15 protein-coding genes and 1 pseudogene are annotated in these 15994 nt (G+C 51.1%); 6 read left to right on the top strand and 10 right to left on the bottom strand.

Annotated features, from left to right (window positions below; genetic code table 11):
• Positions 1-72: 72 nt before the first annotated feature.
• A complete protein-coding gene (locus F3J45_RS21905; protein WP_167067769.1) occupies positions 73-1503 on the top strand; it encodes an amino acid permease in 1431 nt (476 codons plus the stop codon).
• Between the two features lie 54 nt (positions 1504-1557).
• On the opposite strand, the gene F3J45_RS21900 is transcribed toward F3J45_RS21905, so the two are convergent.
• From F3J45_RS21900 to F3J45_RS21885, 4 genes are all read right to left on the bottom strand, one after another.
• Positions 1558-1995, bottom strand: coding sequence for an Lrp/AsnC family transcriptional regulator (locus tag F3J45_RS21900; protein WP_167067766.1), 438 nt, complete (start codon positions 1993-1995; stop codon positions 1558-1560).
• 9 nt (positions 1996-2004) lie between these two features.
• The gene (locus F3J45_RS21895) at positions 2005-3375 is read right to left on the bottom strand and encodes a pyridoxal-phosphate dependent enzyme (RefSeq protein WP_167067763.1); all 1371 of its coding nucleotides are present in this window, start codon (positions 3373-3375) and stop codon (positions 2005-2007) included.
• 232 nt (positions 3376-3607) lie between these two features.
• Entirely contained in the window at positions 3608-3928 is a 321-nt protein-coding gene (locus F3J45_RS21890) for a multidrug efflux SMR transporter (protein ID WP_167067760.1), read from the bottom strand.
• Positions 3929-4019: 91 nt separating this feature from the next.
• Positions 4020-4706: a B3/4 domain-containing protein gene (locus F3J45_RS21885; protein WP_167067758.1), complete on the bottom strand. Its 687-nt coding sequence runs from the start codon at positions 4704-4706 to the stop codon at positions 4020-4022.
• Positions 4707-4752: 46 nt separating this feature from the next.
• Here F3J45_RS21885 and F3J45_RS21880 point away from each other — a divergent pair, with 46 nt between their 5' ends.
• Positions 4753-5355, top strand: a complete 603-nt coding sequence (locus F3J45_RS21880) for a helix-turn-helix domain-containing protein (protein WP_167067756.1) — start codon at positions 4753-4755, stop codon at positions 5353-5355.
• A gap of 98 nt (positions 5356-5453) precedes the next feature.
• Here the strand turns inward: F3J45_RS21880 and F3J45_RS21875 are convergent, their stop codons facing one another.
• The 6 genes from F3J45_RS21875 to F3J45_RS21850 all read right to left on the bottom strand — a co-directional run bounded on the left by F3J45_RS21875 (position 5454) and on the right by F3J45_RS21850 (position 11873).
• Positions 5454-6659: a PLP-dependent aspartate aminotransferase family protein gene (locus F3J45_RS21875; protein WP_167067753.1), complete on the bottom strand. Its 1206-nt coding sequence runs from the start codon at positions 6657-6659 to the stop codon at positions 5454-5456.
• A gap of 16 nt (positions 6660-6675) precedes the next feature.
• Positions 6676-8229: an amino acid permease gene (locus tag F3J45_RS21870; RefSeq protein ID WP_167067750.1), complete on the bottom strand. Its 1554-nt coding sequence runs from the start codon at positions 8227-8229 to the stop codon at positions 6676-6678.
• Positions 8230-8373: 144 nt separating this feature from the next.
• A complete protein-coding gene (locus F3J45_RS21865) occupies positions 8374-8754 on the bottom strand; it encodes a RidA family protein (protein WP_167067747.1) in 381 nt (126 codons plus the stop codon).
• Between the two features lie 85 nt (positions 8755-8839).
• The gene (locus F3J45_RS21860) at positions 8840-10255 is read right to left on the bottom strand and encodes an aldehyde dehydrogenase family protein (RefSeq protein ID WP_047583101.1); all 1416 of its coding nucleotides are present in this window, start codon (positions 10253-10255) and stop codon (positions 8840-8842) included.
• Positions 10256-10257: 2 nt separating this feature from the next.
• On the bottom strand, positions 10258-11418 hold the full coding sequence (locus F3J45_RS21855; RefSeq protein ID WP_205300633.1) for a homoserine dehydrogenase: 1161 nt from the start codon (positions 11416-11418) through the stop codon (positions 10258-10260).
• Positions 11419-11435: 17 nt separating this feature from the next.
• Complete coding sequence (locus F3J45_RS21850) at positions 11436-11873, bottom strand: Lrp/AsnC family transcriptional regulator (RefSeq protein WP_167067744.1); 438 nt, start codon at positions 11871-11873, stop codon at positions 11436-11438.
• Positions 11874-12160: 287 nt separating this feature from the next.
• On the opposite strand from F3J45_RS21850, the gene F3J45_RS21845 reads away from it, so the two are divergent.
• From F3J45_RS21845 to alr, 4 genes and pseudogenes are all read left to right on the top strand, one after another.
• Positions 12161-12643, top strand: coding sequence for a DinB family protein (locus tag F3J45_RS21845; RefSeq protein WP_167067741.1), 483 nt, complete (start codon positions 12161-12163; stop codon positions 12641-12643).
• A gap of 119 nt (positions 12644-12762) precedes the next feature.
• Positions 12763-13662 carry a LysR family transcriptional regulator ArgP gene (locus tag F3J45_RS21840; protein ID WP_167067738.1) on the top strand — a complete coding sequence of 300 codons (900 nt, stop codon included), beginning with the start codon at positions 12763-12765 and terminating at the stop codon, positions 13660-13662.
• A gap of 115 nt (positions 13663-13777) precedes the next feature.
• Positions 13778-14415: pseudogene (locus F3J45_RS30400) on the top strand (FMN-binding negative transcriptional regulator).
• 327 nt (positions 14416-14742) lie between these two features.
• A complete protein-coding gene (gene alr / locus F3J45_RS21830; protein ID WP_167067735.1) occupies positions 14743-15972 on the top strand; it encodes an alanine racemase in 1230 nt (409 codons plus the stop codon).
• Positions 15973-15994: the final 22 nt, after the last annotated feature.

Below are 15994 nucleotides of genomic sequence, written 5' to 3'. Positions count from 1 at the left end.
GAATACAAGGAAGATATTTATTCTCAGCAGCATCAGCACCCTTCTAAAAGAGACAATATAAAGGTATGAGGCATGAAGCACAGCAATAATTCTATATCGCATGAAGCAGTGGACGACGCACCGGATGATTCGTCCCTGAAGCGAAACCTGAAAAACCGACATATCCAGCTGATCGCAATCGGTGGAGCAATTGGTACGGGCTTGTTCATGGGCTCAGGCAAGACCATAAGCGTATCTGGCACCTCGATCATCTTCACCTACGCGATCATCGGCTTCTTCATGTTCTTTGTGATGAGGGCCATGGGTGAAATCCTGCTGTCAGACCTGAAGCACAAGACCTTCACCGACTTTTGCACACAGTACATCGGGCAGTGGGCAGGTTACTTCATAGGCTGGTCGTACTGGCTAGCATGGGTGGTGGTAGCGATCGCCGACTGCACCGTGATCAGCAGCTACATGAAGTTCTGGTTCCCGGACATCCCAACCTGGGGCCCCGCTTTCAGCGTACTCGCCATCATGTTTGCTTTGAACATGTTTGCCGTGAAGATGTTCGGCGAGGTCGAATTCTGGTTCGCTTTGATCAAGGTTGTAGCGATCATTGCACTGATCGTGACCGGGGTGGTGATGATCAGCCTGTCGGTCACCTCACCGCAAGGCGTAGTCGCCTCCCTGAGCCACCTCACAGAGGACGGGGTAGTCTTTCCCTATGGCATCAGCGGATTCTTCGCTGGTTTCCAAATCGCAATCTTTTCCTTTGCAGGTGTTGAGCTGATTGGCACCACCGCAGCTGAAAGTCACGACCCACACAAGACCCTGCCGAAGGCCATCAACTCGGTACCGGTACGAGTCATCATTTTTTACGTCCTGGCATTGGGTTGCATCATCTCCGTATCTTCCTGGGCGAAAATCAACATTGATCAAAGCCCATTTGTGCAGGTCTTTCTGATCGCTGGTCTCCCTGCTGCAGCTGGCATGATCAACCTGGTTGTGCTGACTTCGGCCATGTCTGCTGCGAATTCCGGTGTATTCGCAACAAGCAGGATGTTGTACAGCCTCTCGGGGAAAGGCCAAGCGCCAAAGCTCTTCCGCGTCCTCTCCAATTCGTCCATCCCTATGCGAGGCCTGGTCTTCTCCTGCCTGTGTATGGGCGCTGGCCTGGTGATCTTGTTCATCATCCCAGAGGTGATGAAAGCGTTCACAGTGCTTACCACCATCTCCGCAATCCTGTTTATTTTCGCTTGGGCAATGATCGTGGTTGCCTATATCCGCTACCGCAAGATTGATCCTCAACTGCACATCGCATCACGCTTCAAAATGCCTGGTGGCTTGCTGATGCCTTGGCTTGTCTTGGCCTTCTTTGCCTTCGTGATTGTGCTGCTGGCCCTGGAGCCAGACACACTGCACGCAATGCTCTGCATGCCAATCTGGTTTGCCATTCTGGCTCTGGCCTATCGTCGAAAAGGCAAGGCCGTGCAACTGGCTAGCGAGACCTCCGTCTCCTAATGAAAAAGGGCTACCAGGGTCATACCCTGATAGCCCTTTTATCCCATACTGGGACTAGATGAGCTTGCTCAAGACAAATGTGGTAACCGTGTTCTCAACACCTGGCATGGCTGCAATCAGCTTCCACACCATATGGACGCGCTCTGGGTGAGCGGCTTCGATCCTTACCATTAGATCGAACTCACCACTCATGACCTCGCACATGGTCACCTCTGGAATAGCCTTTACCCCCCTCACTACATCCTCACCGCGCATTCGGTCATGGCGATACACGAAAATGATTGCACTGATCGGTGCAGACGGCTTACGACCCGCTCCTACGCGAATCGTATAGCCCTGAATTGCCCCATCCCGCTCCATGCGCTCAATGCGCTGACGGACTGCATTCCGCGAAAGGTTAACCTTGGAGCCCAGCTCAGCATGGGAAATCTTGGCGTTAGCAGTCAGCTCAGCCAGGATCCGCTCATCTTGAGGATCGAGCAGACGTTTCATACGTTCTTCCTATATGCCTCGAAGAAATCGGGAGAGACCTTCAACATCACCTTTGCTGAGCACGACATGATCCACGGACAGGGTCGGCGATTCGGGTACTTCCCCACTCCACATGTTCAACTCAGCCAAAAGCTGCGAAGACTTGCTGGGCGCAAGTTGTGCCAAAGTCACCATGGGGCTTGCAATGCTGCGACGGTGAAGCCGTGCCGCCAGGGCACCAGTCGCGGTCTGCGGATCAACCGCTGTGCCTGCTTCCTTAAACAGCGTAAGCAGCTCCTCCCTTACCTGCTCGTCTGCAACCGCGTAGGAGTCAAACAGCATCCGAGCCTGTAGCCACTGCTTGTTCCCGATGCTCAGCTTACCTGAGTCCTCGAAAATGGCCATGAGGTGCTGCACCGTGCAGCCATCATGATCATAGAGCTCCCAGATGAACCGTTCGAGGTTGGAAAAGAGTGAGAAATCCATCGAGGGAGACAGCGAATGACTCACCTCACGGGTTGAGTAGTTGTTCTGGTTGATGAAGCGATGCAAGGAGTCATTGGTGTTCGTCGACACGATAACCTGATTGATTGCCAGCCCCATTTTTTGAGCGATGAAGCATGCGTAAATTTCCGCAAAGCTCGCACCTGGAATACTGAAACCAACCGGGCGCGCACCGCCCCCAAGCTGGAGGGCACTGTGGAAAAAGAAGACGATCTGTGCCAGCACACCTACCCAATTCGTAGAGTTGAAACTGATAGGAAGAACACCTTCAAGCGGCCAGGCGCGTAGCACCTTGGAAACGAGCGTCTGGCAGTCATCGAAGCTGCCATCAATCTCGATCAACTGGACGTGATCTGAGCTGGAAGCCAACAAACCAGCCAGACGATCAGCAGGCACTCCGTCTCGCGGATAGAGAGCCACCACCTTCACATTGTCTACATCTTTGAAGGCCTCAATTGCTGCAAGCCCGGTGTCACCATTGGTGGCGCCGATTACAATGGCTTGCCCGGGAGATGCAAGGAAATGAGCTACAAGTCGAGATTGAAGCTGAGCTGCAAAATCCTTGGACGCTTGAGTAGGCCCATGGTGCAGCTGCAGAACCCATTCATTTGGGCCAATTTGCTGTAGAGGAGCTACCGCACGATGGTGGAACCCCTGATAGCAGTCCTTAAGCATTCTCCTCAAGACGAAGCTTTCAACTCCATCACCTACGAAGGGTGATATCACACGAAAAGCAAGCTCATCAAAAGGGAGCCACGACCAGCTGGCAATCGACTCACTATCAAAGCGGGGAAGGCTCTCAGGTACATAGAGCCCACCATCAGATGCAATGCCTGACAGGACAACATTACGGAAACTGGCAGGTTGTGCAGAACCACGAGTGCTAACGTAGTCCATATTTACTCCAAAAAATAATTAAGCGATCATCAGATGCTACACGGGTGAATCTGTAGCAGCTTTAGAAGTACTTTATGCACACCACGAGAGCAGTTGAATAGGTTAAACAGCACTATTTCATGGGCAAAATGCTCTATTTCGAGCATTTTGCTCACCTAGGCAAATTCCAGGATACGCGATGTCAATAAAAAAAGGCCGCACAACGGCGGCCTTTTTTCAACATCCAGCTAGCTTACGCCGCCGACGAAAACTTCATGAGCAAAAGACCACCGATAATCATAATGGCCGCGAGAATCCTGAGTATGCCAGCGGGCTCGCCAAGAAATACAATGCCTACCACGAACGCCCCAACAGCTCCAATTCCTGTCCAGATGGTGTATGCAGTGCCCAACGGCAAGCTCTTCATGGAGTAAGAAAGAAGAATGAAGCTGGCTACCACTGTGACAATAGTTATGATCGAGGCGCCAATTTTCGTGAAGCCTTCAGATTGCTTCATCGAGAAGGCCCATATGACCTCCAGAATTCCTGCGATAATCAAACTCAACCAAGCCATCGACGGCTCCATAAAGAAGCCGGGTCGTCCCGGCAAGATAAGCCCGATTAAAAGGGGTCGTCCCCTGGGCGTTAGAAAGCTAGACCCAGGATCAAGCTTCTACGAGTTCAGTTTTAATGACGGCACCTGGCATCATTTTCGATAGGCCAGTGACGAGGTCATCTGCAGCTGCATTTAGTGCTTCAATTGGCATTTCAGGCAGACTTTCAAGAATGAACCACATCTGCTTGGCTTCAGCATCCAGCCTGGTTCGAACACCTTGGCGCCAGTTCCAACGACGGCAAGTCACGCCCCGATCATCACGCCAGATGACTTCACCAGCCTCTGGCGGCTCATTCGCTGGCTCCCCGCTTTTCATGGTGTCAAATTCTTCACTACCATCAGCAATGGTCAACCGCGGCATTCCAACATAAGCAGCAAAATTCTCACCACCCACTGGAATTGCATATTGAATGCTGATTGCGTTGTACAGATCTACAACAGGGTCAATCGTTGGTAGCTTACCGTCTTTTTTGACTCGCTTGAGGAGAGCCTCTGCAGAGCATGGCGTACGCTGTGGCTTAACGCCGAATTTCCGGAAAGCATCACCCCAAGCAGCTAGATGAGCCTCAGCCCAAACTGAAGTGCCGGCTTCAACCACTTGGTAAGCGCGCTCCATCGCTTGCGCTGCGACATCAGGATTGACGATAGGAGCAGCCTCAACGACGACACTGACTGCTCGAAAACCAGGAGCCAGCCCGGCAACCCTGGGGTCAATTGACGGATGTACAGAAAGCATCAGAGAATCTCCTAAAACTGACCAATTTAGAATATTTTACTGACCGATGACCAAAAAAGTCAATATATCGACCGATCCGGATACCCATGTTCAGCAGGTGAGCGAGGCAGTCGCCAAGCGGCTAAAGGAGGTTCGCAAGCAGCAAAAAATCTCTCTTGATGAGCTTGCCCGGCGCTCAGGCGTCAGCAAGGGAATGGTAGTTGAGATTGAAAACTGCAAAGCGAACCCAAGCATCGGCATCCTGTGCAAGATCTCAGCAGCACTTGGGTTGTCCGTCGCTGACGTCGTGAATGTCGCGAGTACCCCCACGGCCCGCCTAATTGAGGCGCAGGAGATCCCGACACTCTGGAATGGGCCTAAAGGTGGCACAGCCCGCTTACTCGCAGGCACAAGCGGGCCTAACATGATTGAGCTGTGGAAGTGGGAAATCAAACCTGGCGAAGTTTTCGAGTCCAGCGGCCATCCCACGGGCACCTTCGAGCTGTTTCATGTTGAACAAGGTACATTGACCCTGGAGATCAGTGAGACAAAGCTCATCATTGAGCAGGGGTGTTCAGCAGTTGCGAAAACGGATGTCCCCCATCGGTACATCAACGATGGAAAAAAGGCCGTCATTTTCGCCATGACCGTAGCTGAGCTTCATCAGTAAATCTTCTAAGAAAAAAAGCCTCCCGGGTAGGGAGGCAAAGAGGGTTACCTACGAAGATCAGTGATTCGGGAGGTTGCATGAGGTCTCCCGAATGAATTTCAGTTACTGAAGGTCTCGTCCAGTGCCGCCGAAATGTCCTTGATCAGGTCGTCAGCATCTTCGAGGCCAATCGATAGACGCAGGTGGCCATACTCAAGAAACTCTTTTGGATAGTGCTCGGAGCCACCACGGGCTTCAGGGCCCACATGAACGATGAGCGATTCGTCATGGCCAATGGAAACGGCTGAGGTAATGACCTTCAGCTTCGCAACGAAGCGATTCTGCTTGTCAGAACTGCCTTTGACAGCAAATGCCATCACACCGCCGAACCCTTTGCCTTCAAACTGACGACAGGCCAGTTCATGCTGAGGGTGAGACGGCAGGCCTGGGTAATAGACATACGCAATCCGATCGTCGGAATCCAGGAACGCAGCCACCTTCTCAGCCGTGACAAGATGCTGGCGGATCCGCAGGGGCAAGGTTACCGAGCCGCGCATAATCAGCCAGGCATTGAACGGCGAAATTACAGCCCCCAGATCGACCAAGGCATCATGCTTGATCTTACCGATCAGTTCATTGCTGCCGATCACTACACCACCCATGGCGTCACCATGGCCATTGATGTACTTGGTCAGGGAGTGAACGACCAGATCTGCCCCTTTGCTCAAGGCGTGGAAGAACGGCGGCGGCGTGAAGGTTGCGTCAACCGAAAGCAGAGCACTGTGCGCTTTGGCAATTTCTGCCAAGCCTTCGATATCAGCGACCTTGGTAGTCGGGTTCCCGATGGACTCAGTGTGGATCAGCTTGGTGTTAGGCTTGATCGCCTTACGCACTGCGTCCAAGTCCCCCATGTTCACGAAGGTCGCCTGAATGCCGTAGCGCTCAGGCAGTAACTCAGCAAACAGCCGCCATACAGCTTCGTAGGTAACATCACCGACAACGATGTGATCGCCGCTTTTCAGGAAAGTGAAGAACACCGAGTGCAGGGCAGCCACACCGGTTGCAAACGCGGCTGCAGCCTCCCCACCCTCGATACCTGCGAGCTTCTTCTCCAGGCACACCTGATTGTGGCCTGCATTACGGGTGTAAACCAAGCCATCAGGGCTCGACCAGTCCATGTCTTCCGGATCATCAGGAAGACGATAAGAGTTTGCCATGACCAGCGGGGTGCGCACAGCGCCGGTGGTGACATCCATTACGTTGCCACCATGAACTGCCTGGCTGCTAACGCCCAACGTGGCTAGGTTTTCTTTATCAGGACGCATCTTAATACCCTCTTGCTTATTGAGCTTCTTTTAATGTGGGCTTAATAGCCAACTCATCATTTGATTCAGCAGCAGTAGATGAAACCAACTCCTGATTCTCATCAAACTTCAATTTACCGTTAGCGATTCCGTACACTCGACCACGAACCACATACCAACCAATCACAAGAACCGCAGCGTAGAAGGGAATAGATGCTGCGGAATACGTACCCACTGGATAGTCACAAGCAATCAGAATAAATACCAGAACGAAGAAAGCCAGCGTTGCGTACCCGCTATAAGGCGCGAACATCATCCTGAATTTAGGCCGTTCAATAAGGCCTTGCTGAGAAAGCTTGAAGAGCTTGAGCTGGCAGAGAATGATCACGCCCCAGGCACCAAGCATCAAAATAGCTGTCAATGACATGGCAATTTCGAAAGCCTGACCGGGTAGAAATGCATTCATTGCAACGCCAACCAGGGAGGCAATTGTCGTGAACATGATTCCTGCAAATGGAACCCCATTGCTGTTCATTTTCACAAGGAATGGCGGCGCAGATCCTGTTACAGCAAGCGAGCGAAGAATACGTCCCGTGGTGTAAATCCCAGCATTGAGGGATGAAATGGCAGCAGTGAACAAAACCATGTTCATGATTGCATCAGCACCGCGCACTCCAATGGCACCAAAGAAGGTAACCAGCGGACTCACTCCTGGGACGTAAGAGGAGCTCGGCATAAGCAACGAAAGCAACAATATAGTGCCAACATAGAAAACAACAATACGGAAGACAACTGCGCGAATGGCTTTAGGCATGACCTTTTCAACATCTTTGGCCTCCCCTGCTGCTGTGCCAACAAGTTCAATACTACCGTAAGCGAACACTACACCCTGTATCAAAATTACAGCCGGCATCACACCATAAGGGAACCATCCCCCATGATCTGAAATCAACTGAAACCCGGGAACATGGCCATCGATGGGTGTACCGAAAATAACCATGTACACACCCACGCAGAGGAATGTAACGAGGGCTGCTACTTTAAAAAAGGCAAACCAGAATTCCAGTTCACCAAAAATCTTTACAGATACCAGGTTAATACCAGTAATAATCGCTAGAACACCCAGAGCAGAAGCCCATTGCGGGACGTCTCCGAGGAATGGAACATACGCTTTGAAGAAATTAAGATAAAGCGCTGTCGCAGTGAGCTCAGCAATTGCAACCGTTACCCAGTTTGTCCAATACATCCAACCCGCTGCATAAGCCAGTTTTTCACCATAGAACTCTCGGGCATAAGACACGAACGACCCAGTGGACGGTCTGTGAAGAACCAACTCACCGAGAGCGCGGATGATGAACCATGCAAAAACACCGCACACAGCAAATGCAAAAACAAGCGAAGGGCCAGCTTCAGAAAGTCGAGCACCTGCACCCAGGAATAAGCCGCTGCCAACTGCACCGCCAATGGCAATCATCTGTATTTGACGAGCCCGCAACGTCTTTTTGTAACCGACGTCTTCTGCACCAACATACTTAACCCTGCTTGCACGCTCTGTAGCTGGGCCAGTAGATACACTCTCTTTAAAGCTCATACGCCAACACCTTGTTATTGTATTACGGCAAGGTACAAACAATACGCACCTTACATACGCAGCATATTCACATCAAAAAATATCACACCGCCCCCAGCCAGTTAGGCCAGGATGCGGCGAGCAGAAATATATAACTAACGACAGCTAGCAAGAATCGCCGATAAAGGCCTGAACTTCTATCTCAACATCCACACCCAACACCAGTTCAGAAACAACCGTCGAGCGCGCAGGCAGATTTGTGCCGAAGAATTCCTTGAAGACTTCATTCAAACCATCAAAATGACTTAAATCTGATAGCCATACTGTTGCCTTGACGACCTGATCAAAACTCCCCCCAGCTGCAGCCAAAGTTTCACCAATACGCAGGCAGACTGCTTTGGTCTGAGCCTTGATGTCACCCTTGATGAGTTCACCAGATGCGCTCAAGGGGATCTGCCCTGAAAGGAATAGAAAACCACCCGCCTTCACAGCTCTGGAAAGAGGGAGTGGTGCCTGGCTAGGGTATCGTTGAATAAGGTTGCTCATTATCGCTCCCCTGATCTTTAATAAAGGGGCACGGATGCCCCTCCTTTACTACCTAACGAAACTGGCCCCGAAGTGTCTTCAGACGTTACTCGCTGGGCCCGTTGAGGCAAATGACCTTAGGCTGGGTCATATCTTCGTAGGCGAAGCGCACACCCTCACGCCCCATGCTTCCGTACTTGAAGCCACCGAACGGCATCGCATCGAAACGGTAGTCAGACGAGTCGTTGATCATCACACCACCCGCTTCAAGCAGCTTTGCTGCCTTCATAGCGGTGTTCAGATTGCTGGTGAAGATGCCAGCGTGCAGGCTGTATTCTGGCTCGTTGGCGAGCGCCAGAGCATCTTCAAGCGTGCTGATCTCCTGCAGGATAACGATGGGGCTGAACACCTCTTCCTGCCAGACCTTGCACTCAAAGCTCACGTCTTCCAGGACGGTTGGATAGAACAGCGTGCCCTCCCGCTTGTTACCAAGCAGTACCTTGGCACCCTTGCTGACAGCTTCCTGTACAGAGTCCTCTGCACGTTTGGCCGCTGCCTCAGAGATCATCGGGCCGACGTCCGTCGCCTCGTTTGACTGATTACCCACTACCAAAGCGCGGGACTGCTCGACAAACTTCTCCTTGAAGATCTGATAAATCTTGCTGTCGATCAGGATTCGTTGAGTACCGATGCAATTCTGCCCTGCCGCCCAGTACGCACCAGAAACGCACGACTCGACGGTCGACTCAAGCTCGCAGTCGGCCATGACAATCACTGGCGCATTACCGCCAAGATCCATTGCCATCTTCTTAAGGCCGGCAGTCTTGGTAATCTGCTCGCCGGTAGCAAAGCCACCGGTGAAGGAAATCATCCGCACAGCGCGGTGGGCAACCAGCGCCTTACCCAGCTCAGCATCACCGGTAGCCACCGAAACAACCTCAGTAGGCAACCCAGCCTTGTTCAGGTAACTCACCAGCTTGACAGCGGACAGTGGAGCCAGCTCTGAAGGCTTCAGCACTACTGAGTTGCCGCCGGCGATGGCCGGGCCCAGCTTATGAGCAACCAGGTTTAGCGGGTCGTTATAAGGGGTAATTGCCAAGATCACGCCCAGAGGCTCGCGAGTGAACCACCCTTGGCGAGATTCAGAACCCACATAGGAGTCGAATGGGATCACCTCTCCTGCGTTACGCTTGGCCTCTTCAGCCGAAAGCTTGAGCGTGTTTACACAGCGAAGGACTTCTTTGCGCGCTTGGCGAATTGTCTTGCCAGATTCCGCTGAAATGAGTTTCGCGAAATCATCTTTGTCCTTCTCCACCAGAGCAGCTGCGTGCTCCAGAATACGAGAACGCTCAGCGCGAGAAAGGTTGCGAGCGGTCACAGCACCGTGCTTGGCAGCATCAATCACCAAGTGAGCAGAGGTTGCAGGAACCTTGGCCACCTCGCCAATCACAGAACCATCAAACGGGTTGAATACTGTGATCTCTTCGTAATCTGTGGACAGAGCCAGACTCAAGCTATTCATATTCAGATCGCCTGCTTGGTTTTGTTCTTGTGGATGCTGATGATGTCGGACAGCAGTGCATAGGCAGTTTCAATACGGCCAGCACCAGCACCAACAACAGTGACCGGGCCCAGGAGGTTCGTTTCGAAGCTGACAGCATTCGTGGCGCCACTTACCCCAGCCAAAGCATCAGTGTTGGGGAGGAGTTGCGGGCTGACCGAAGCAATTACAGTACCTGCCGAGGTGCGCTGGGCACTGCCGATGAGCTTCCAGCGGGAGTCATTGCGGGCAGCGTTTTGAATATCTTGAGCAGTGATATTCGAGATCCCCTCACAGCACACATCGCCCGGGGTCAGCTTCGCGCCCAGCAGCTCATTGGCCAGAATGACAACCTTCAGACGGACGTCATGACCTTCAACGTCAGCAGTTGGATCTGCTTCGGCATAGCCCAGCTCCTGAGCCTCGGACAACGCGTCACCAAAGTCGAGACCGGCTTGCATGCTGCTGAGAATGAAATTGGAAGTGCCGTTCAGAATGCCCTTGAAACCAGTGATTTCCGAACCAGCCAATGTTTCTTGCGCCAGACGGATCACTGGAGTACCGCTCATCACGGCACCTTCAAACTCGAAGGCTGCACCATTCGTCGCAGCCAGCTTCTTCAGCGCAGCCGAGTGGAGAGCCACTGGGCCTTTGTTTGTAGTCACAACGCTAATGCCCTTTTCCAGAGCCCAGCGACAGAAGGTGGTTGCTGGCTCACCATCAACCGGATTGGTGAAGGTGGCCTCAGCGACAATATCTGCACCAGAAAAACGAATGACCGTCTCGTTGGCCGGGTCTGCGCTGCCATTTACCAGCGCCGCGAAGGCCCCCTTGGCCGCAGGCACAGCTACTAGTTTTTTGGGATCCAGGCCGTCCTTACCAATTACAGAGCCCAAGAAGATGTCGCTGACGCCGACGATTTTCAACGTGAAGCCGAGCTCTTCAGCCCACAGCTCATTCTTTTCAGCAACCAGCTGAGCCAGAGCACGGTTTACACCGCCGAAACCCAGCAAAGCAATTTTATATTCAGTCACAGCAACGGCCTCATTTTGTTGTTCATCACTGGAGGAAATCGTAAGCCGCAACCCTGCTTTACCGAATATGCCAAACAGACTGATTTTGCTAGCAAAACGCTCGCCTTGCATGCCAAATTGCCTGTTAGTTATTTCGTGTGTGACAATACAAAAGAAGTTACCGTATTCACGACACCAGGCAAACTTGATATATCAGTCCAGACCTTGTTTATTCTATCCGGAGAGGACGCTTCAACAGTCAAAACAATATCAAGATCACCACTCATAACATTGCAGGCGACAACTTCTGGGATAGCTGCCACAGAGCGCACCACCTCCGCCCCTCTCATACGATCCTGCCTGTAAACAAAAACCAGCGCCCGTATTGGTGGGTGCTCTGAAGAGGCTGCCCCCTTTACTATCGTATACCCTTTGATATATCCATCTCGCTCCAAGCGTTCGATCCGAAGCCTGACAGCGTTCCTAGAAAGATTAACTTTCATCGCAATATCATTGTGAGCTAAACGCGAATTCCTAGTAAGTTCCTCGATGATCCTCTCATCGATTTTGTCCAAAGTGCGTTTCATCGCCACCTCCGGATCGCGCAAAGCAATCACACACACGTAAATTGTTATTAAGGCCTAGCACCTACCCACCGTCAGACCCGACCGAGGCAAGCTTGCTCACAAGCTAAGGACTGGCCTGCCCCGTGAGCGTGGATGCAGCCGGAACCCAAAGCGCGGTTTTTTCACCAAGCGCCAGTACAGCTTCGTGCCATCGACCAAAAAAGTCAATATACTGACCGTCGCCTCACATTTCGGCCTTTGCCAGGACGGCAAAGGCACCCCAGTCCCGTGAGAGCGGAGGAGAAAAAATGACTGCTGCAGGCGCTTTCCACTCGTTGTTCCAATACAAAGCTTGGTCTGAATCCGAGTTGTTCAAAATTTTGGCAGAGTCGCCTAATACATTCACTGCACCCAACCTGTCAGAAGCCCTCTGGCATCTCGCTCACATCAACATCGTGGACAACCTTTTCATTGGGCGGTTGCTCGGCAATGCCATGCCGTGTAACTCAACCACTACAGAGGAGCCACAGCACTTATCTGACTTATCTGTGAAATTCACAGAAGCAAACAATTGGTTTGTCAACTACACCAAAGCGGCCACTGAAGACGAGCTGGAAGAAAGGCTAGTTTTTGTGTTTGCAGATGGTAAGCCTGGAAACATGAACAAATCAGAAATGTTGAGCCATGTTTTATCCCACGGCCTATTGCACCGTGGAATGGTTAGCGGCCTACTACCCTTTGCCGCTGCAGAGGGCTGGCACGATCACTTCTCTACATTCTTGAAGAGCTGAATGAGGCTCCGGTGCTGCGCCATACCGCAGCACCTCCACTATATGTCCCACTACGTATAAGCTGAGATAAAGACAAATTACGTACGGCCCCTAACAACAAGCAAAGCGGAATACTGATTATGAAGATCGATAATTTGCAGCTTACCGCTTTTTCATCAGTGATTCGGGAGGGCAGCTTTGAGGGCGCGGCTAGAAAACTGCACATAACTCCCTCTGCGATCAGCCAGAGAATCAAGCAGTTAGAAGACAGGCTCGGACAGGTACTGATCATGCGAGCCTCGCCCTGCAAAGCTACTCCAGCAGGAATTAGGCTGTTGAAGTTTACCGAACAGATCGATTTTCTTGAAAGGGAATTAAACCAAGACCTGGGCGTTCTCGATAATGGGTATCAGAACCATACCACGATTCCCATCGCGGTGAACGCCGACTCCCTTGATACCTGGTTCATAGACGTTGTGGAATGGGTTCAGAATCAGTCAAATCTAACTTTTGACATCCGCATCGAAGACCAAGATCACTCACAGGCTTTACTTCGAGACGGCAATGTAGTCGCTGCTGTGAGTGGAAGCCCCACTGCTGCACCCGGTTGTCAGGTTGAATCTCTCGGAACAATGCGCTATATCGCACTGGCGTCAAGATGCTTTCAAAATAAGCATTTCACTGACGGCTTGAGTACAGAGACTTTCTCTAAAGCGCCTATGCTAGCATTCAACCACAAAGACGAAATTCAACATTCTTTCATAAGATTAATTCTCAACATAAATCTCGCCCCACCCGTCAACTACCTTCCGACCTTTCACAGTTATTTTGAAGCGTTGGAACGGGGATTAGGTTGGGGGATGGTACCAGCGGTTTTGGCCACGACACTTAATGACTGTAAAACGCTAGTTAATATTGCTCCAAATCACTATCTGGATGTTCCACTCTACTGGCACCGATGGCGCTGTAGCTCAAAGAACCTGGAGCTCTTGACTGCAGCCGTTCGCAAATACACCATGAAAAGCTTGCTTCCGCATTAGGACTTTTGGTGAGTATCATTCGCAGGCTCATGAAAGTCTACAGAGCCCCGGAGCCTCACCCTGCATGCCAACTCAGATCACCCCAACAACACATTTCTTATGAGAGATTGTAGACATGTACTTACCACGTCATTTCATTGAAAGTCGAAAGGAAATTCTGCACAAACTAATTATTGAAAATCCATTTGGAACATTAGTTTCCAACGGACAATCAGGACTCGACGCTAACCATCTACCATTCGAGCTGGAGCCAAACATGGGTGACCTGGGAACGCTGATGGCTCACATATCGAAGAACAATCCTCTCCTAAACGATATAAACGCTCTGGATCAGATACTAGTTGTATTCCAAGCGGGAAACGCTTACATCTCTCCCTCTTGGCTACCGAGTAAAAAGACTCTGAGCGCCAAGTGCCGACATGGAACTATTTGGTTGTCCACGCAAAAGGCCGTATAAAATTTCACGATGATGAAGTCCATGTGCGAAAAATGGTAGCCCGACTAACAAAGCGCCATGAAGCGTCAATGGATAGACCCTGGAAGATGTCAGATGCACCGAAAGACTATATAAGTGAGCTGTTATCCCACATCGTCTCGATCGAAATAGAAATCACCAGCTTGGTAGGTAAATCCAAACTTAACCAAGACGATGGAGCAAGTGACATGATTGGGGCAGGGTCTGCATTGATAGCGCTGGGCGAGCAAAAAATCGGTGTCGCCATGCTGGCATCAGCTAAAAATCTCAAAAATTAATAGTCATCTTCTATCCGATCAGTCTCACGAGCCACCGTGAACAATGAAAGCTATCACCACACACCATGAGCCTGCGGACGCCCCACACCGTGCCACTCGAGTAAGTAAAATTAGAGCTTCATTAGAAAATATAACCTATCCCTTTACACTTTCTCCTTTAATTAATGATAAAACGAGGAAAGCACGAGCAGCTTCATCAACTGCCTTTCTATTTTTCCTACTGAATCTGCAGTAGGAGGTTCACAGGGAGGTAGTACTTGAACGTGATCAGCACCTGGCAGCACAACAACAAGAAAGACCAAGCAGTTCGCCCATGGAGAGCTTCACATGCCATTCCGTCGTTCACTTCTCGCTATTTCTTTAGGCTTTGCCTTTTGCCAAGCCCCTGTCTGGGCAGCGCCGCCACTCAGCCTTCACAATGGCAGCACCAACCTAACCATACAAGCTAGCAACGCCTGGGTAGAAATTAACAAATCTGCATTCGAGCACAACATAAGAACCCTACAGTCTACCTTGGAAGGGAAATCCAGAATTTGCGCGGTTCTTAAGGCTGACGCCTACGGACACGGTATCGGACTGGTGATGCCCTCAATTATTGCAATGCACGTACCCTGCGTTGCTGTTGCGAGCAACGAGGAGGCGCGAGTGGTGCGTGAAAGTGGGTTCACCGGTGAGCTGGTGCGTGTCCGAACCGCATCAATCGGGGAAATTCAGGATGCACTGAAGTACGATATTGAAGAGCTCATCGGGAATGCCCAATTAGCAAAAGAGGCTGGGGCCATTGCTGCACAGACGGGGAAAAAACTTAAAATACACGTCGCACTTAACGCAGGCGGAATGAGCCGTAATGGGTTCGAGCTCAAAAGCGAACAAGGACGTCAAGATGCTTTGAGCCTTACACATGATAAGAACCTCGAAATTGTGGCAATTATGACTCATTATGCTGTCGAGGATCGAGCAGACGTGATGAAGGGCTTAGAGGATTTCAAACAGCAGTCCGCTTGGCTCATTGAAAATGGGCAACTCAACAGAAGCAAGATCACACTGCACACTGCTAACTCATTTGCCACCCTTGAAGTGCCTGAGGCTCGCCTGGATATGGTAAGACCCGGCGGCGCACTTTTTGGTGACACCGTCCCGTCCCATACCGAATATAAACGAGTTATGGAATTCAAATCTCGTGTAGCGTCAGTTAACCCTTACCCTGCAGGAAACACGGTTGGCTACGATCGAACACTGACGTTAAAGCGCGACTCGAAGCTGGCCAACTTGCCAGTCGGGTACTCCGACGGCTATCGCCGAGCCTTTACCAATAAAGGGTTCGTGCTTATAGATGGGCATCGCGTTCCCGTAGTCGGCAAGGTATCAATGAATACCCTGATGATAGATGTCACAGATTTCCCTGATATCAAAGAGGGGGACGAAGTAGTGCTATTTGGCAAACAGGGTCAGGCAGAAATCACACAAATTGAAATGGAAGATATAAACGGCGCACTGCTAGCTGATTTGTACACCGTTTGGGGGAACTCAAACCCCAAGGTCTTGGTAGAAAAATAAGACCACTCATAACACAAAAACA

This window comes from Pantoea sp. Ap-967 (assembly GCF_011752565.1).
In the GTDB taxonomy this organism is placed as follows: Bacteria; Pseudomonadota; Gammaproteobacteria; order Pseudomonadales; family Pseudomonadaceae; genus Aquipseudomonas.
The sequence above is the reverse complement of the archived record's forward strand: the minus strand, read 5'-3'. Positions and strand labels throughout refer to the sequence as shown.